Consider the following 17,071-nt stretch of genomic DNA (forward strand, 5'->3'; position numbering starts at 1 on the left):
AGAAAAAAGGAGGAGTGAAGATGACTTCAGATCGTGCCAATGAATACGGTTTGTTTACAGATCAATTTACGCAGAACCCTTATCCGACCTATGAAAAATTGAGGGAAGGGGATCCCGTTCATGCGGTGCGGTTTCCAGATGGCCAGAATGGCTGGATGGTGACACGCTATAAGGATGCTGAGGAAGTCTTGAAAGATCCCCGTTTCATTAAAGATATGTCGAAGATTTATGGAGGCAGCATGGACATGATGAGTGTCTTTACGCAGAACATGCTGTTTTCAGATCCACCTGACCATAAAAGACTGCGCGGCCTCGCCCAAAAAGCTTTTACGCCCAAAATGATTTCGGGTATGCGCGGCAGAATTCAGGAGATAACAGATGAGCTGTTGACGGGAATGGAAAGTCAAGATCAGGTCGATTTAATTGATGAATTCGCTTTTCCACTGCCAATTACCGTCATCTGTGAAATTTTGGGTGTACCATCGGCTGACCGCGATAAATTCCGCCTTTGGTCCAATTCACTCATTGAAGGGACCAGTGGGGAACTCGGCGCCACTGTTTATGAGCATATGAATGAGTTTGTCCAATACCTGGGGCAGTGGTTTGCGACAGTCCGTGAGCAGCCCGGAGATGATCTCATCAGCAGCTTGATTCAGGCGGAGGAGGAAGGAGACCGTCTGAGTGAACGGGAGCTTTATGGCGTGGTTACCTTATTGATCATTGCAGGCCATGAAACGACGGTGAACTTAATCGGCAATACGGTCTTATCCCTGCTCGAAAACCCGGAACAACGAAGGATTTTGGAGCAGCAGCCCGAACTCGTCAGTCAGGCCATCGAAGAATCTCTGCGGTTTAACGGCCCAGTCGAATTCAGTACATCCAGATGGGCAAGGGAGGATTTTGAGTTTCAGGGCAAACAAATGAAAAAAGGCGATTTGGTCGTAGTGTCGTTGAATTCCGCAAACCATGATGAAGCGCAATTCGAAGACCCAGACCTATTTAATATCGAGCGCGAGAAAAGTCCGCATTTGGCATTCGGAAAAGGAATCCATATGTGCCTTGGAGCTCCTCTTGCGCGTTTGGAAGGGGAAATTGCCATTGCCAGTCTGCTGAAGCGTTTTCCACAAATGGAATTAACGGTTGAGCAGAGCGAGTTGAATTGGCGGCCGGGCATGATTGTCCGCGGCGTCAAAGAACTTCCCTTGCTGCTTAAGTGAATAAGAGACATAGGGCTGGAGTGCATCCAGCCTTTTTTGTTTGTCCAAAAGCCATCAAGGGAAAGAGAATTAGAAAGCAAGTTACAAGAGAGGGGAATATATATGAAGTCACTATCATTTTGGCTGAAGGAAAAACTGTGGCTCACTCCTGCATTATACATTGTGATGGCGGTTCTCCTGTCGATCACTTTTTTCTACATCGATCTTTTATATATTGAAAGGCTCAAGCCTTATATCCCATCTATTCTTTTGACGAATGTCGATTTGGCCAAAACCATCATGGGAAGTTTATCGGGGGCTCTTTTGACCATGACTACGTTTACTTTTTCAACGATTCTGGTTGTCCTGACCATGTACTCATCTCAATTCTCTCCGAGAACCTTGAAAAACTTCATCCATGATAAAATCACCTGGCGTGTCCTGGGGATTTTTCTTAGCGGCTTTATTTATAACACACTGTCGCTGCTCTTTATGAGAGATGATTTGTATACCACCGACGTGATTTCCACGTTTGTCGGAATTCTCATCGCATTTTTCTGTCTTTCGACATTTGCTTATTTTATCCACTATATCGCTACGCACGTGCAAGTTGGCCAGCTGGTCAATGAATTGATTGGAGATACAGAAAAGGCCATTTCCAAACTCAAAGAGCTGCAGGAAAATGAAGATGGGAAAGAAACAGAATGGAATCCTGTCGGCATCAAAGAAACCCATCATGCTGAAAAAGAGGGCTATGTGCAGTATCTTTCGTTCGACAAGCTGGTGGATTATACGGAAAAACACGAACTGGAAGTGGAGATTCTTGTCCAAACGGGTGATTACATCTACGAAGGAAAACCGATTTTCCATGTTTTTAAAACTAGTGAAACAGAAGTTTCTGCCGCTGACTTCTACTCAATCGGCACCTCCAGAACCTCGGAACAGGATCTCGATTTCGCTATTCAAAAATTGGTGGAAGTAGCATTGCGGGCCATATCTCCGGGTATCAACGATCCGAATACGGCCAATGAAATCATTATCCGGCTGGGTCGCCTCCTCGGTCAGCTGGGCCAGTTGAAAACAGGGCCGTTCCTCTTAAGTGGAGAAGAAAAAGGAGAACGGGTACTGTATCGTTTTCCACCATACAAGAGTGTTTTATACAAAACCTTTTATCAAATAGCCCATTATGGAAAAGAAGATATTTCGGTTCTAATTTCAATTATTGAATCGTTGACTGTCGCTGCAGAACTTGTGCCGAAGCGCCATCATCAGGAACTATGGGATACGCATGGTTACGTATTGGAAGCTGTCGATACCCAGGGGTTAAAATCATTCGATCGGGAAACACTTCAGGAAAAGATTGACCAATTGGCTGTAGCAACTGGCCAGCATTCCTATAATATAGTATTGGCTGAGAAAAGCTGATGGCAATGCTACTGGAAGCGATAAAGGAGGGAAATGATGCAGAACAACCAGTTGTTTGAAGGAGTTGAGTTTTTGAGGAATTTGTCCGTAGGCGAATTTCTGATGTTCTTTATTTACTTGGCTTTAATCCTGCTTGGGAAATCCTTGGTCCTCTTTCTGCTGAGAAAGCTGGTTTCCTCAAAAGATTTCAAAGAACGGATTTATCCAGTGATTGAAGATGTCCTGAATTGGCTGGTCCTTTATGGCGGCATCCTTTTCTTCCTTTTTTATTTTTCCAGGGAGCAATGGCTGACTTTGGCTTTTTATGAGACAGAAGGGGTTGAAATCTCCATTCTGCTGATTGTGGTAGCAGTGATGATTGTGACTTTTGCCAGCCGCCTCATAAAGGCATTTAATCACTACGTCATGCCGTTCGTCTATGAACAGTTTAATGTGGATATCGGCATGGGATACACCATCAACCGATTACTGTATTATGTGGTGATGTTTCTGGCATTGGCCATAAGTTTTACGACAGTGGGCCTCGATTTGACGGCTCTCGGATTTGTATTCAGTGTCCTCGGGATCGGTATTGGATTTGGCGTACGCAATATTGCCGCCAATTTCGTCTCCGGAATCATCATTTTGTTTGAACGGCCGATGGAGGTCGGGGAAATGGTGGAAATCGATAAGAAAATCGGCCGGATTACGAAAATCAAACTCAGATCGACCGTTATAGAAACCTTGAAAGAAGGTACTTTAGTGGTGCCTAATCAGTATTTCATTGAACAGATCGTCAAAAATCGCTCCAGTGCCCAGTTATACGCAAGAGTCGTCGTCAGTGTGGATTATGGCAGTGATACGGAACGAGTCGAGCGGATTTTAAAAGCAGCAGCTCTAAAGGCAGCTCAGCTGATGAAAGGAATACCGGAAAAAGAACCGGATGTCCGGTTTATCGATTTTCGGAACTCGGCACTCGATTTCCAGGTGGAAGTTCAAGTCACCGATGTGGAAATGAAGGAAAGGCTGGAAAGTCGGATCCGCCATGCCATTGCGGAAGATTTTATCGAAAATGAAGTGAAATTGGCCCAGACAATGTATGAAAGGCAATAAAAAAGTCCATGGCTGTTGAAGGCCATGGACTTTAGGCTGTAGACAAAGCCTGACCAAAATGTATAGCGGTGCATAATCCCCAACCGGTCCAGCCACTTCGCTTTCCGTGGGCTCAGCTTCAGCCTCCTCGTCACTACGTTCCTGCGGGGTCTTCAGCTTTCGCTGTCCCACAGGAGTCTTCGTGGCCAGCCCGCTTGGGGTATGTTGCTTCAATCAAAGAGAGAAGCTGGCTAGTCTGTTCTAGAAAAAATAGTCCAAACAAATCTAGAAAACCCTTCACTCAAGGATCCGTAGCGCAAGGCGGCGACTCCTGCGGGAGCAGCGAAGCGACGAAGTGCCGAAATCCACTCGGGCGCGAGTCCGAGTTAGTTCGGCGCGAGCCCGTGGAAAGCGTCCGCCTGGAGCGCAGGATCCGGTTTAAACAGGATGAAATGTGCATTCATGCTTTAAATGACATCAATATTCTTTTGTCTACAAGCTCAAGTCCATGGCTGTTGAAGGCCATGGACTGTTTTATTGTTTTAACATACTATTCGTCGAACTCGTCTTCCTGAGCAACAGTAAAGGAATAATCCGGTTCGATATGGACCAGAATGACGCAATGGGGTTTGACTTTCTGGATTTTTCGTTCGATTTCTTCTGTAATCCAATGGCTTTCCACCACGTTCAGATTAGGGGCCACGCTGACGGTTAAATCGATGAACATGACATTGCCATGATTTCGGCCTTTAAAGTCCCGCAATGTGATAACCCCAGGCACTCTTCTGACCAAAACAGACAGTGTCTCCACTTCATCTTCGTCAAAGCCATCCGTCAATGTGATGACGGACTCTTTGAAAATATCCAACGCGGTCTTAATGATGATTACCCCGACAATGAAGGCTGTGATGACATCCAGAATCGGTGCACCGAAGATGGCGCCGATGATGCCGATGCCGGCGCCGATACTGACCAGCGCATCGGAACGGTTGTCATAAGCTGCTGCACGGACAGCTGTACTTTTGATTTCTCTGCTGAGTTTCAGGTTATAGCGATAAACTGCATACATCACGACTGCCGAGAAAAAAGCGACCCATGCCGTAACTAGAGAAGGTGCTTCAGCTGCAGGTTCAAAAAGTGAACGGATAGCATTGGTCAGAACCTGCAAACCAATGACTGCCATTATGAAGGAAGCTAAGAGCGAGGCGATGGTTTCTGCCCGCAAGTGGCCGTAGTGATGGTTTTCGTCCGGTGGTTTCTGGGAAATTCTGAGGCCGACGAGAACAGCGACAGAAGCGATTATATCTGTCAGGTTATTGAAGCCATCCGCTTTCAATGCTTCGGAAGAGCCCCAAAAGCCGAAGATCAGCTTGAGGGCACTTAGAAATACATAAGCCCCAATGCTAATCCAGGCTCCTTTTTCTCCTTTGCGTAAATTTGTATACAAGTCCATAAAGTTTCCCGCCTCCAAGTCTCTGGAACAAAGTGAAACGACCCTCATAGGAGGGCCGCTTCATGATTGTATCTATCTGTCGTAAGATGAATGGACTGTATTTTAATGTGCTTATCATTATTTTGCCGGATTCGGCCAATAAAGCGTCTTTAAATAGTATCAATGTCTTTTTAGGCATTGTCAATACCGAATAGTTCTATGTCATCTTCATTCATAAACTTTACATAAATTTAATGTTCACGTATATAAGCAAACCGTTATGCTTATAGATAGAATCTTTAATTTAAAGGAGAGGGCTATGGCTAAGAAAAGAAACAACTACGCAGAAATTTTAAAGGCATCGACGAAATTGGGGCTGACGTCCTTTGGGGGACCGGCGGCGCATATCGGTTATTTTAGGGATGAGTATGTCACTAAAAGAAAATGGTTGGACGATAAAGCATATGCTGATCTAGTGGCCCTTTGCCAATTCCTTCCGGGACCGGCAAGTTCTCAGGTGGGGATTTCCATCGGCATGTTGCGCGGCGGCATATTCGGCGGGTTTTTATCCTGGTTCGGATTTACGATGCCTTCGGTCATCCTGTTGCTGTTATTTGCACTCGTCATCACCAATGGCTCGTTTGACAGCGGATGGATACAAGGATTGAAAATTGTCGCCGTCGCAGTTGTCGCGCACGCTTTGTTGGGAATGGGGAAAAGTCTAGCGCCTGACCGACAAAGGATCGCGATTGCAGTAGGAGCGGCAATCATCATTTTGCTGATACCGACAACTTGGGCTCAAATTGGAGTTATTGTGCTGGCAGGTATCCTTGGGTATGCTATTTACCGAAAAGAGAAAGCGCCAGAGCCGGTAAAACTGGTGTTAAGCTTTGGCAAAAAGACCGGCATTGCAGCGTGGTCGATTTTTGCTGCATTATTGATCGGCTTGCCGTTGATCCGGCCGTTCATTGAATCCACTTCGTTTGCGATTTTTGATATTTTCTATCGGGTCGGTTCAATCGTCTTCGGCGGAGGGCATGTGGTGCTGCCGATGCTGGAGCGCGAAGTCGTGCCGGGGTGGATGACGCCCGATGCCTTCATTGCCGGCTATGGTGCTGCTCAGGCAGTTCCAGGACCGCTCTTCACCTTGTCCGCTTATTTGGGGCAATTGATGGACGGCGGATGGGGAGTCGTGATTGCCGTTATCGCGATGTTCCTGCCGTCATTTCTCCTGATCATCGGAACTTTGCCTTTTTGGAGCATTATCCGGACGAAATCCGGTGTCCAGGCAGCATTGAAAGGGGTCAATGCAAGCGTTGTCGGAATTTTGCTTGCAGCTTTATACGATCCTGTCTTCACCTCTGGAATTCGCGGGCCTGTCGACTTTGCAATTGCGATAACCGCCTTTACAATGTTAGTCTATTTTAAACTGGCTCCTTGGATCGTCGTCCTTGTGACGGCGGTTCTGGGTGCGATCGCTTATGCGATTTAATGGCTGAAGGAGGATGGCAATGGCAACGAGCAAAGAAAGAGATCAACAGGATCCATTAGCGGGTTTTAAACAGGAGTTTTTTGTCGAAAAAGAAACGGTATACATGGACGGCAATTCACTGGGCTTGATGTCCAGACGGTCTGAAGAAAAATTGAAGGTCTTGATGGATAGCTGGAAGACATTCGGAATCGATGGCTGGACAGAAGGGGAACATCCCTGGTTCACTTTAGCGGAAACGATGAGTGGACGCGTCGCACCTTTGGTCGGAGCTGGAGCGCATGAAGTGATGGTGACAGGATCGATTACATCGAATATCCACCAGATGCTGTCTACTGTATTTCAGCCGACGTCCGAGCGTTCTGCAATCGTTGTGGACAGTTTGAATTTTCCATCGGACATTTATGCGGTGGAAAGTCACCTGCGTCTGCGCGGATTGGATCCGGCTGAGTCGATGCGCAAAATCGAAAGCAGAGATGGCTATACGCTGGAGCTGGATGATATTGTCGAACAACTGACAGATGACGTCGCAGTCTTGTTGCTCCCCTCTGTCCTGTACCGGAGCGGCCAGTTATTGCCGATCCGTGAAATCACGGAAGAGGCCCACCAAAAAGGTATTCTGGTAGGTTTTGACCTGGCGCATTCGATTGGTGCTATGCCGCATAACTTGCACGATGACGGAGTGGATTTCGCTGTCTGGTGCCATTACAAATACATGAATTCCGGTCCGGGTGGAACAGGCGGCCTTTATTTGCATGAGCGGCATCATCACCTGCTGCCTGGCAATGCGGGCTGGTTTGGATCTGATAAGACCCGCCAATTCGATATGGACCATGAATTTTCGAAAGCAGAAGGGGCAGGCGCCTACCAGATCGGTACACCGCATATTTTCAGCATGGCCCCTCTTCTCGGCAGCCTGGACCTGTTTGAAGAAGCGGGCATTCATGCGGTCCGCCAAAAGTCGCTTGAGCTGACAAGTCTCTTAAGAGAATTGGTCGGACAACGGGTTCCTCAATTGGTCGATGTAACACCTCTAGAGGACGAGGCAAGAGGCGGGCATATCGCTTTTTCCCATCCCGAAGCTGCGCGGATCTGTAAAGCATTGAAAGAGGCCAAAATCATTCCGGATTTCCGGGCGCCGAATATCATCCGCCTGGCGCCTATCGCTTTTTACACATCGTTCAGCGATGTAGAGAAAGTAACAGAGAAATTGCAGAGCATCATGGACAATGAAACCTATAAAAATTTCAGCAATGAACGAAATGTGGTGGCTTGAATGGAACCAAAAAAAATAATTGATATTTCCATGGAATTGAGTGGAGGGACGCCTGAATGGCCGGGGGATATGCCGTTCAGCTATGAGCTGTCCGTCACAAAAGAGCAAAGCGGTTCCGTCAATGTCGGAAAACTGCAGTCCAGCACCCATATCGGCACGCATGTCGATGCCCCTTTTCATTACGATGACCAAGGAATCCAAATTCATGAACTTCCACTGGATATCTATTTATCGAAAGCACAGGTTGTGGATGTCAGCGGCTCTGACAAAGTCATTGCAGCGGATTTGGGTACGCTGGAAGAAGGGGTCACGACCGTACTGTTGAGAACTATGTCTTGGACAGACCGCAGCAAATTTCCGGAAAAGTGGCCGGTGTTTGAAGAGTCGATCGCGGAATGGATGGCTGCCAATGGCGTGAGGCTTCTTGGAGTCGATGTGCCGTCAGTGGATCCCGAAACCAGCAAAGAATTACCGATGCATCAGGCAATGAACCGCCATCAGCGATTTATTCTGGAAGGCATCGTATTGGATGATGTGGCAGAAGGAGTCTACCAATTAGCAGCCCTGCCCTTAAAGATCAAAGGCGCAGAAGGGAGCCCAGTGCGGGCAATACTATACTAGAAAAGCGTAAGCGCCCGTGTAGCTCTGCCGGGCATAAGACAGACCGGCAGTGTGGCGTTCTTTGTCACGCAGCTGGGTTGGCTTATGACCCAAAGAGCTGGGCGCTGGAGCTGGACAACAAGAAAAGTGAAAGTGCCTGTTCAGCTCTGACAGGTGTAAGACGCTCTGGCGAAGCGGCATCTCTTCAGCCGCACAGCCAGAGTGGCTTACATCCCGAAGAGCTAGGCACTTGCAACTGGACAAAGAAAAGCGAAAGCGCCCGTCGAATCTGCAAAAGTCCGAAGCCTAGAGAGTAAATTCAACATCAAAAATATAACATTCTCCTGAACGACAAATAAAACCTTCACCGGAAACTACGGTGAAGGTTTTTTATACGTAATCTGCACGGAAATAAGGCTCCATGTTTTTTATGTTCATGGCAATCTCATCGCAAATCTCCTGATAGAGTGCCCATTGTTCGATACTGTCGCTGCTGCGCAGTTCCGGATTGCGGATATCCCATCGCAACAGTTTCTGGCTTGGCAAATCCGTTGGGATGTCTCCATGCTCCAATTCTCCATCATGCAAAGCGATGATCAGGTCAGCTTCACCGACTTCTTCGGGATTATAGGTGCGTGCCTCAACAGGGGGTAAATCCATTATGACTTCTTTCATCACTTCCAAGGGGATTTCGTTGAAAGAAGATTGAGGGCTTTGGGTCCATGCGGCGCTGCGAATTTCCCAATCAGGAAGCATCAGCCGATTTGCCCAAATTTCAGCCATCAGACCTCGATCCTGGTGAGAAGATAAAAAATAAACAGTGTGTCTTGGCATGGGTGATCCCTTCTTCCTTTTGTACAAACCGATTTTTTCTACTAGTAATCTTTACCCATCTCATGGAGAAATAAACTATTAAATTTGTGATGAAATTGTGATATATCCACATATAAATGCTTAAGAATCCGGTCTAGGGCAAGTGAAATTTTGCCGCTGGACCGGATTCTTTATTTGACGACGAGTATGGAACTGGGAGATTCCTTTATCAATTTTTTGCTGACTGATCCTACGAAGAATTTTTGCAATCCTGATTTTCCGCTATTGCCGATGACCAAAAGATCGATTTTCTGTTCTTCGATAAATGCGGAAATGGTTTTCGCCGGATTTCCTTCAAGTGCAAGAACCGACGCTTTAATATTGTGGGAGTCCAGCTGTTGCTGGATTGAGTTGTGCATGTGCTTTGAGTATTCCGCTGTTGTATTATCATAATCCTTTGGAGGTACATAGCCCTCATCACCGATTCCAGGAGGCATAAACTGAGCGTAGTTACTATCGACGTTCGCTGAGATTACAGGAGCTGATGCACTGCCTGTATTCATATAGCCGACACTTTCACGATAGTCCTCATTGACGTAAATCACCGAAAGCTTAGCATCCGGCAATGCTTTGACAAATTCCACTGCTTTTTCGAATGCAATCCGACTCCCATCAGATCCGTCATACGCCACTGCGATATTTTTATACATTTCCTTCACCTCGCCCTATTCTCTTAGTTCTAAATTACCCTCGACCCCCAGAATGAAACATCCATTAAATTTTAGAATGAAAGTATTTTCGAAAAATGTTGACAATTCAAAAAAGACTTTGGTACTCTTGAATTAACAAATAAAAGGAAATGGAGGGTATGATAATGAAAAAACATAAAGTTAACATTTATATCAACTTAATATTGTCATCAGACCCTCCTGAAATTTTTTCCTAAGTTTATTTCGGAAATAGAACTATTCAGGACAGGTCTGTGAAATTGTCCTGTTTCCATGAGCGTACGCCCATAAACGAGGCGTGCGCTTTTTTGTGTGGTTTGATCAGTTTTGGACTGTTTAAATAAAAAACAATGGGGAGATGTTGAATATGAAGCAGCATCAAAAGGGAAAAATCATGATTAAGGAATCGTTGGAAGGCGATTAGCGGATTTGGAAAAAAGAAAGAAGGCGTAAACAATGTTTGACGTGTTATGGAAATTAAAATGGTTTTTTAAAGAAAACTGGCTGCGTTATACTACAGCCGTTGTTCTCCTGTTTATAGCAAATATCTTAGAAATTATTCCGCCTTGGCTGATCGGCGTTGCCATTGATGCCATTGCACAGGAGCAATTGACTTCAGAATTGATGTGGCAGTACATTGCGGTTCTGGCAGTAGCCTTGGTATTGGCTTATTTGATCAATTTCGTCTGGCAGTACCAATTATTCGGAGGGGCATATGTCATAGAACGCCAGCTTCGCTCCAGTCTCATGGGGCATTTCCTGAAAATGACTCCGACTTTTTACGAGAAAAACCGGACAGGCGACTTGATGGCACGTGCCACCAATGACCTGAAGGCGATTTCTGAGACTGCGGGATTCGGTATTTTGACGCTGGTGGATTCCACTTTGTATATGGCAACCATTATTATTGCCATGGGTATGCTGGTTTCCTGGGAATTGACGTTCCTGGCAATGATTCCATTGCCGATTCTGGCTATCATCGTTCAGATGCTGGGCAAGAAAATCCACGTCCGCTATATGGAAGCCCAGGAAGCGTTCGGTGATATGAATGATAGCGTGCTGGAATCGGTCGGAGGCGTTCGTGTAATCCGCGCCTATGTTCAGGAACGCGCGTCGGAACAGCGATTTGCGGATATGACGGATGATGTCTACGAAAAAAACATGGCGGTCGAACGAATCGACGCATTGTTTGCGCCCGTGACCAAAGTGCTGACATCCATCAGTTATATGATCGGCCTCGGCTATGGTGCATTTCTCGTGGCTGAAGGCACCATGTCACTGGGGGATCTGGTAGCTTTCAATGTCTATCTCGGCATGATTGTCTGGCCGATGTTCGCAATCGGGGAACTGATCAATATCCTGCAGCGTGGAAATGCTTCCCTGGACCGTGTCAATGAAACATTGGATTATCCAGAAGATGTCACTGATCCGAAAGAGCCTGCCAAAACCGGACGGCCGGAGAACATCGGCTTCAAGGATTTCAGTTTCACTTATCCACAGTCAAGTTCCATCAATCTGCAAGGCATCAACTTATCGATGAACAGTGGACAGACGCTCGGTATTGTCGGCAAGACAGGAAGTGGGAAATCGACTTTCGTCAAACAGCTGATGCGGGAGTATCCAACTGGGCAGGGCTCGATCCTGATGAATGGAATCGAATTGAAGAAATTGACGAAAGATCAATTGCGCAGTTGGGTTGGTTACGTGCCACAGGATCATGTCCTGTTTTCACGGACCATCCGGGAAAATATCCTCTTCGGCAAATCGGATGCCAGTGAAGAAGAGCTGATCGATGCACTTCGCCTGTCCTACTTTGAAAAAGATTTGGCGTTATTGCCTAGTGGACTGGATACGCTCGTCGGTGAAAAAGGCGTAGCATTATCCGGCGGCCAGAAACAGCGGATTTCAATAGCGCGTGCATTGATCAAGAATCCGGAAATCCTCATCCTCGATGACTCGCTTTCAGCGGTCGACGCGAAGACCGAAGCACGGATCATTGAGAATATCCAGGCAGAACGGTCTGGCAAGACGACGATCATCACGACGCACCGGCTGTCTGCTGTGAAGCACGCCGATTGGATCGTGGTGCTGGATGATGGGAAGATTATAGAAGAAGGAACTCATGAGGATTTGCTGAAGACAAACGGTTGGTATAATGAACAATTCCTCCGACAGCAAATCGAGGAGGTGTAAGCATGGGGACAGGAAAACGATTAGTACAATATGCAATGAATTTTAAAAGCGTCCTGATTTCCGGATTGGTGATGCTGGCGATTGCAGTGGCTGCGGATCTCGCAGCACCGCTGATCGCCAAAGAGATCATCGATAACCATATAGCAGTTTCAGACGGGACGGTGAACTTTGAACCGATTGCTTACCTGCTGGCTCTGTTCTTTGTATTGGCGATCGTCACCGCGATTTTCCGCTACTGGCAATCCATTCTCCTGCAGAAAGGGGCCAACCGGATTATCCGGAAGATGCGCAATGATGTATACGAACACACGCAGACCTTGCCGATCCGGTATTTTGATAATCTGCCGGCAGGAAAAGTGGTCGCACGCATCACCAACGACACAGAAGCGATCCGAGATTTGTTCGTGACAGTGTTGTCTCAATTTGCAACGAGCTTCATGTATATGGGCGGTATTTATATAGCGCTGTTTTATCTCGACTGGAAAATGGCGGCTATGACATTGGTGCTGATTCCGCTGCTGTATGTATGGATGCTGATCTACCGCAAATATGCGGCTCGCTACAATCACATCGTACGCGAAAAAGTCAGTGAAATGAATGCGATGATCAATGAGTCGATTCAGGGAATGACGATCATCCAGGCATTCCGCCGGGAACGCCAGATGAAGGATGAATTCGAGGAACTGAACGATGAGCATTACAAATACCAAAAGAAATTATTGGTGCTTGAAGGAGCGGCTTCCTATAACCTGGTCGGCGTGTTGCGGTCCATGACCTTCATCTTGTTCGTCTGGTATTTTGGAGGAGCTTCCCTGTCCGGAAACACAGTAGTGACGGTCGGAGTTCTGTATGCGTTCATCGACTACATCATCCGGCTGTTCAACCCGATCAACGGCATCGTCAATCAATTCGGCCGCCTGGAGCAGGCATTGGTGGCTGCTGAACGGGTATTCCGCTTGCTGGATCAAAGTGGAGAACCAGTAGTGGATAAAAAAATAGCGCGTTATCAGGGCAATGTCCGCTTTGAAAAAGTCTGGTTTGCCTATAAAGAGAAGGAATATGTGCTAAAGGATATAAGCTTTGAAGCGAAGCAAGGGGAGACGGTGGCATTGGTTGGCCATACCGGTTCGGGCAAAAGTTCCATCATGAACCTGTTGTTCCGCTTCTACGATGTCAGCGAAGGAGGCATAACCATCGACGGCATCAACGTCAATGACATGCCAAGACAATCGGTAAGGGAGCATATGGGCATCGTGCTGCAGGATCCTTATCTGTTCAGTGGAACGATCGAGTCGAATGTCACGCTCGGAGATGAGCGGATTACCAGGCAAATGGTCATCGATGCTTTGGCAGCAGTGGGCGGCGAGCGGGTATTGAACCACCTGCCGAAAGGAATCGATGAGCCGGTCGTAGAAAAAGGCAGCACGCTTTCTTCCGGACAGCGTCAATTGGTGTCCTTTGCGAGAGCATTGGCATTCGATCCCGCCATCTTGATACTGGATGAGGCAACTTCGAATATCGATACGGAGACGGAAGAAATCATCCAGCATGCCATGGATGTATTGAAAAAAGGCAGAACGACGTTTATCATTGCGCATCGTCTGTCGACCATCAAGAATGCAGACCGCATAATGGTGCTGGAAAAAGGAGAAATTGCTGAAGCCGGTTCCCATGAGGAATTGATGAAGCTTGGCGGCACCTATTTCCAGATGTACAAAATTCAATCAGGAATGTCCCAAACCCAATCAGTTGGGTAAAGGGGCGTTCCCTTTTTTTGAGTTCACGGAGCTATCGCTGTTAAATTCAGCTGGCCTTCCCTATAATTGAAAGAGCGGACGAAAAAAAGCGCAGGAACTTTCCCGCGCTTTAATCGTATACATGGTAGAGCATCAGCTCGTGAATCATGGTTTTGATGGTGTCTTCGTCCTGTGGTGCTTTCGAGCGCCACAGGATGCTGCCATCCGGATGATACTCTCCGGAAATCCGTTCATTTTTATAAAAGAAGGAAATGTCCCATCCCGGCAGTTGACGATTTTCGAACATCGGCTTGAATTTAAAATGCTGAAGCATGCAGATTCCCCCTTACCTTGCACCTTCCATTATAGGGGATTTCACCGAATACACAAAGCAGAAAAAGAAATGAGTGACAAAAGTGAATATTATATGGACTTTAGCTTTTATGGCAGTCGTAGGCGCATTGATTGGTGGGGTCACAAACCATTTAGCGATTAAAATGCTTTTTTGGCCTTACGAGGCAAAATATATCGGCAAGTGGCGTGTTCCGTTGACACCCGGGCTCATCCCGAAACGGCGCGATGAATTATCCCGTCAATTGGGAAGAACCGTCGTTGAGCATCTATTAACCCCGGAAACGTTCAAAAAGCGTTTCTTCAATAAAGAAATGCATATGAAAACAGAGAAATGGATCAATCGTCAATTGAACAAGCATGTGTTTGATTCGCCGAAAACATTCAATGACTGGCTGCTGGCAGCCGGGCAAACGGAAATGGATCGTAAAATCGAGGCAAAGCTGGATGAATTGGTCGAACTTCAGAAGGATTCGCTGCAAGCCTATATTGCGGGCAAGACCATCCGAGAACTCATGCCCGAAAACTGGAAAGCGGAAACTGAGACAAAACTTTTTGAAGGTGTGCAGTACGCAATCGATCAAGGTACGACCTATTTCGAATCGCCGCATGGCAGGCAGACCATCAAGTCGTTGTTGGACGAATTTCTGGAATCGCGCGGGCGTTTCGGCCATATGCTGCATTCGTTGCTGGGTGAGTCAAAGCCTTTGGTTGACCGCATCCAACCGGAAATCATCAAATTCCTCAACTCACCAAGAACGTTCGAACTCATTGGAACCTTGGCGTTCAGTGAATGGGAAAAGGTGCAAGACCGCAGAGTCGATGAATTGCTGAAGGAATTTGATTTTGACACGGCTTTGGCAGCAGTGAAGCAGTATGTCCGTGAAAAAGCAGCAGTATCCACGCGTTTAAACGCAACACTTGCAGAGACTTGGCCTGGAGGGTTAGAATGGACAAGTGTCAATATAACTCCACTTGTGACAGACTTTGTCTTCGAGCAAGGGGAGCATAAACTGGAAGAAACCATATTGAAGATCGATATGGAAGGTATGGTGAAAGAGCAAGTCGATTCTCTGCCGCTCAGCCGCCTGGAAGAATTGGTGCTTGGGATTTCACGGAGAGAATTTAAGATGATTACCGTACTGGGCGCTTTTCTGGGAGGATTCATCGGAATCTTCCAAGGGATTTTCGTCATGGTACTAAACTGACTACAGAAGGAGATTGATGAAAATGGCAGTAAACATTTACGACGACATCAACAAATTGGAAAGCACGTTCCGTGCGACAGATGAGTTCAAGAAATTGGAAGAGGCTGTGGCGCAAGTGACTGCAGACAACGAAGCGAACGAATTGTTCAAGACTTTCCGCGACTTACAGATCTCTCTTCAGCAAAAACAGACACAAGGTGAAGAAATCACTGAAGAAGAAATGATGAACGCGCAGAGCACTGCACAAGCAGCTCAGCAGAACGAAAAGATTTTGGCAATGCTTGAAGCCGAAATGGGATTGAGCCAAATGATCGAAGAAGTGAACCGTGTCTTGATCAAACCGGTGCAGTCGTTATACGAAAGCATGTAATTTTACAGAAATAAAGGGTTTTAAAAGAGAGACACCGAATACGTAAAGGTGAATGAAAATTCATTTTTACGAAGGGGTGTCTTTTTTTATGTATGAGACAATTGAATTAACGAAACAAGGGCGTATCGGCCAACTGGTTCTGAATCGGCCGAAATCAATGAATGCGATGAATGGCACGATGATGAAAGAATTGGCGGATTGCTTTGAATCACTGCTGCAGGACAGCACGGTTCAGGTGTTGATCATCCGTGGTGAAGGAAGAGCATTCTCAGCCGGCGGTGACATCAAGGAGATGATGGATCCGGAAAATCCCATGGATATCGACTTGGTCATGAAAGACGTTAGCCGGTTGGCAAAAGCGCTTTACACACTGCCGCAGATTACAATTGCTGTGATACACGGTGCATCTGCAGGGCTCGGTTTCAGTATGGCATTGGCTTGTGATCATGTGATTGCGGAAGAAAACAGCAAATTGGCCATGAACTTTATCGGCATCGGCCTCGTGCCTGATGGCGGCGGCCATTTCTTTATGAAAGAACGCGTCGGCGTACCGAAAGCGAAGCAGATCATTTGGGCAGGGCAGACTTTAAAAGCGCATGATGCCTTAGCAAAAGGCCTGATTGAGGAAGTGACAGCCGAAGGGCGTGGTATTGAACAGGCTGAAAGCTATGCAGCTGAAGCGATTGCTTCCCCGCTAAGTGCCAAATTGGCATCCAAGCATATCCTTCATCATTTGAAAGTGGATGAGTTGGAGAACGTGCTGGAAATGGAAGCGAAGGCACAGTCAGCCATGCGGAAATCAGCGGATCATCTGGAAGGCATCCAGGCATTCGTCGAAAAACGCAAACCCGAATTTAAGGGCAATTGAAGAAAGCTATCGACTAGCGGGGGTTTTATAGCTCCTTTATTGAATAGCAGAAAAAAGCATGGCGGAAAATCCCCGTCATGCTTTTTGTATTTCTATGAATGGAAAAGAAGAAGTTTACCAGCAGGTGATGCCAGTCGGTGCGTTTGTTTGGTCAGCCCCTTTTCTTCCAGGATGGCTTTTCCTTTGTCACGCGCTTCCTCATCCGTTTCGGCCGTAAATGTTTCGTCCATTATCTGTTTGCCTGTTTGTTCGAATGCAGTCAATTTGTAGGTTCTCAAGCGGAATCAATCCTTTCTGAATGGATATTCATTTTAA

Annotated in this window: 17 protein-coding genes; 12 read left to right on the forward strand and 5 right to left on the reverse strand. The window is 46.7% G+C overall.

Features of this window, described 5'->3' with window-relative positions; translation table 11 throughout:
- The first annotated feature begins 20 nt into the window (after positions 1-20).
- From ACRC6Q_RS15915 to ACRC6Q_RS15925, 3 genes are all read left to right on the forward strand, one after another.
- On the forward strand, positions 21-1,217 hold the full coding sequence (locus tag ACRC6Q_RS15915; RefSeq protein WP_431467012.1) for a cytochrome P450 family protein: 1,197 nt from the start codon (positions 21-23) through the stop codon (positions 1,215-1,217).
- A gap of 102 nt (positions 1,218-1,319) precedes the next feature.
- Positions 1,320-2,621 (forward strand): DUF2254 domain-containing protein, encoded by a 1,302-nt coding sequence (locus tag ACRC6Q_RS15920; RefSeq protein ID WP_223641585.1) that lies wholly within the window; start codon positions 1,320-1,322, stop codon positions 2,619-2,621.
- Between the two features lie 36 nt (positions 2,622-2,657).
- Positions 2,658-3,713, forward strand: a complete 1,056-nt coding sequence (locus ACRC6Q_RS15925; RefSeq protein WP_223641587.1) for a mechanosensitive ion channel family protein — start codon at positions 2,658-2,660, stop codon at positions 3,711-3,713.
- Positions 3,714-4,242: 529 nt separating this feature from the next.
- Here ACRC6Q_RS15925 and ACRC6Q_RS15930 read toward each other — a convergent pair.
- Positions 4,243-5,145 carry a cation diffusion facilitator family transporter gene (locus ACRC6Q_RS15930; RefSeq protein ID WP_223641590.1) on the reverse strand — a complete coding sequence of 301 codons (903 nt, stop codon included), beginning with the start codon at positions 5,143-5,145 and terminating at the stop codon, positions 4,243-4,245.
- Positions 5,146-5,207: 62 nt separating this feature from the next.
- Between ACRC6Q_RS15930 and ACRC6Q_RS15935 the strand changes: the two genes are divergently transcribed.
- From ACRC6Q_RS15935 to kynB, 4 genes are all read left to right on the forward strand, one after another.
- A complete protein-coding gene (locus tag ACRC6Q_RS15935; RefSeq protein WP_431467013.1) occupies positions 5,208-5,339 on the forward strand; it encodes a hypothetical protein in 132 nt (43 codons plus the stop codon).
- Between the two features lie 104 nt (positions 5,340-5,443).
- Positions 5,444-6,616 (forward strand): chromate efflux transporter, encoded by a 1,173-nt coding sequence (chrA, locus tag ACRC6Q_RS15940; RefSeq protein ID WP_223641593.1) that lies wholly within the window; start codon positions 5,444-5,446, stop codon positions 6,614-6,616.
- A 19-nt stretch (positions 6,617-6,635) separates the two neighbouring features.
- Positions 6,636-7,889 (forward strand): kynureninase, encoded by a 1,254-nt coding sequence (gene kynU, locus ACRC6Q_RS15945; protein WP_431467014.1) that lies wholly within the window; start codon positions 6,636-6,638, stop codon positions 7,887-7,889.
- Positions 7,890-8,510, forward strand: a complete 621-nt coding sequence (gene kynB / locus ACRC6Q_RS15950; RefSeq protein ID WP_431467015.1) for an arylformamidase — start codon at positions 7,890-7,892, stop codon at positions 8,508-8,510.
- A gap of 369 nt (positions 8,511-8,879) precedes the next feature.
- On the opposite strand, the gene ACRC6Q_RS15955 is transcribed toward kynB, so the two are convergent.
- Positions 8,880-9,272 carry a low molecular weight phosphatase family protein gene (locus tag ACRC6Q_RS15955; protein ID WP_263298697.1) on the reverse strand — a complete coding sequence of 131 codons (393 nt, stop codon included), beginning with the start codon at positions 9,270-9,272 and terminating at the stop codon, positions 8,880-8,882.
- A gap of 221 nt (positions 9,273-9,493) precedes the next feature.
- On the reverse strand, positions 9,494-10,012 hold the full coding sequence (locus ACRC6Q_RS15960; protein ID WP_223641600.1) for a universal stress protein: 519 nt from the start codon (positions 10,010-10,012) through the stop codon (positions 9,494-9,496).
- A 474-nt stretch (positions 10,013-10,486) separates the two neighbouring features.
- Between ACRC6Q_RS15960 and ACRC6Q_RS15965 the strand changes: the two genes are divergently transcribed.
- On the forward strand, positions 10,487-12,223 hold the full coding sequence (locus ACRC6Q_RS15965) for an ABC transporter ATP-binding protein (RefSeq protein ID WP_223641602.1): 1,737 nt from the start codon (positions 10,487-10,489) through the stop codon (positions 12,221-12,223).
- 2 nt (positions 12,224-12,225) lie between these two features.
- Positions 12,226-13,980, forward strand: a complete 1,755-nt coding sequence (locus ACRC6Q_RS15970) for an ABC transporter ATP-binding protein (protein ID WP_431467016.1) — start codon at positions 12,226-12,228, stop codon at positions 13,978-13,980.
- Positions 13,981-14,089: 109 nt separating this feature from the next.
- Here ACRC6Q_RS15970 and ACRC6Q_RS15975 read toward each other — a convergent pair whose 3' ends face one another.
- Positions 14,090-14,293, reverse strand: a complete 204-nt coding sequence (locus ACRC6Q_RS15975; RefSeq protein WP_223641613.1) for a YheE family protein — start codon at positions 14,291-14,293, stop codon at positions 14,090-14,092.
- 82 nt (positions 14,294-14,375) lie between these two features.
- On the opposite strand from ACRC6Q_RS15975, the gene ACRC6Q_RS15980 reads away from it, so the two are divergent.
- The 3 genes from ACRC6Q_RS15980 to ACRC6Q_RS15990 all read left to right on the forward strand — a co-directional run bounded on the left by ACRC6Q_RS15980 (position 14,376) and on the right by ACRC6Q_RS15990 (position 16,756).
- Positions 14,376-15,518, forward strand: a complete 1,143-nt coding sequence (locus tag ACRC6Q_RS15980; protein ID WP_223641615.1) for a DUF445 domain-containing protein — start codon at positions 14,376-14,378, stop codon at positions 15,516-15,518.
- Between the two features lie 22 nt (positions 15,519-15,540).
- Entirely contained in the window at positions 15,541-15,888 is a 348-nt protein-coding gene (locus ACRC6Q_RS15985) for a YlbF family regulator (protein ID WP_223641617.1), read from the forward strand.
- An 88-nt stretch (positions 15,889-15,976) separates the two neighbouring features.
- Positions 15,977-16,756, forward strand: coding sequence for an enoyl-CoA hydratase (locus tag ACRC6Q_RS15990; RefSeq protein WP_223641619.1), 780 nt, complete (start codon positions 15,977-15,979; stop codon positions 16,754-16,756).
- A gap of 92 nt (positions 16,757-16,848) precedes the next feature.
- Here ACRC6Q_RS15990 and ACRC6Q_RS15995 read toward each other — a convergent pair whose 3' ends face one another.
- Positions 16,849-17,034 carry a YhzD family protein gene (locus tag ACRC6Q_RS15995; RefSeq protein WP_191716611.1) on the reverse strand — a complete coding sequence of 62 codons (186 nt, stop codon included), beginning with the start codon at positions 17,032-17,034 and terminating at the stop codon, positions 16,849-16,851.
- Positions 17,035-17,071: the final 37 nt, after the last annotated feature.

This window comes from Planococcus sp. SE5232, assembly GCF_050686535.1.
GTDB lineage: Bacteria > Bacillota > Bacilli > Bacillales_A > Planococcaceae > Planococcus.

Coding starts and splice junctions, on each gene's coding strand:
- ACRC6Q_RS15975 (WP_223641613.1), bottom strand. CDS start 14,293: ATGCTTCAGCATTTTAAATTCAAGCCGATGTTCGAAAATCGTCAACTG.
- ACRC6Q_RS15935 (WP_431467013.1), top strand. CDS start 5,208: ATGATTGTATCTATCTGTCGTAAGATGAATGGACTGTATTTTAATGTG.
- ACRC6Q_RS15990 (WP_223641619.1), top strand. CDS start 15,977: ATGTATGAGACAATTGAATTAACGAAACAAGGGCGTATCGGCCAACTG.
- ACRC6Q_RS15960 (WP_223641600.1), bottom strand. CDS start 10,012: ATGTATAAAAATATCGCAGTGGCGTATGACGGATCTGATGGGAGTCGG.
- kynB (WP_431467015.1), top strand. CDS start 7,890: ATGGAACCAAAAAAAATAATTGATATTTCCATGGAATTGAGTGGAGGG.
- ACRC6Q_RS15920 (WP_223641585.1), top strand. CDS start 1,320: ATGAAGTCACTATCATTTTGGCTGAAGGAAAAACTGTGGCTCACTCCT.
- ACRC6Q_RS15955 (WP_263298697.1), bottom strand. CDS start 9,272: ATGGCTGAAATTTGGGCAAATCGGCTGATGCTTCCTGATTGGGAAATT.
- chrA (WP_223641593.1), top strand. CDS start 5,444: ATGGCTAAGAAAAGAAACAACTACGCAGAAATTTTAAAGGCATCGACG.
- ACRC6Q_RS15930 (WP_223641590.1), bottom strand. CDS start 5,145: ATGGACTTGTATACAAATTTACGCAAAGGAGAAAAAGGAGCCTGGATT.
- kynU (WP_431467014.1), top strand. CDS start 6,636: ATGGCAACGAGCAAAGAAAGAGATCAACAGGATCCATTAGCGGGTTTT.
- ACRC6Q_RS15925 (WP_223641587.1), top strand. CDS start 2,658: ATGCAGAACAACCAGTTGTTTGAAGGAGTTGAGTTTTTGAGGAATTTG.
- ACRC6Q_RS15915 (WP_431467012.1), top strand. CDS start 21: ATGACTTCAGATCGTGCCAATGAATACGGTTTGTTTACAGATCAATTT.
- ACRC6Q_RS15970 (WP_431467016.1), top strand. CDS start 12,226: ATGGGGACAGGAAAACGATTAGTACAATATGCAATGAATTTTAAAAGC.
- ACRC6Q_RS15985 (WP_223641617.1), top strand. CDS start 15,541: ATGGCAGTAAACATTTACGACGACATCAACAAATTGGAAAGCACGTTC.
- ACRC6Q_RS15965 (WP_223641602.1), top strand. CDS start 10,487: ATGTTTGACGTGTTATGGAAATTAAAATGGTTTTTTAAAGAAAACTGG.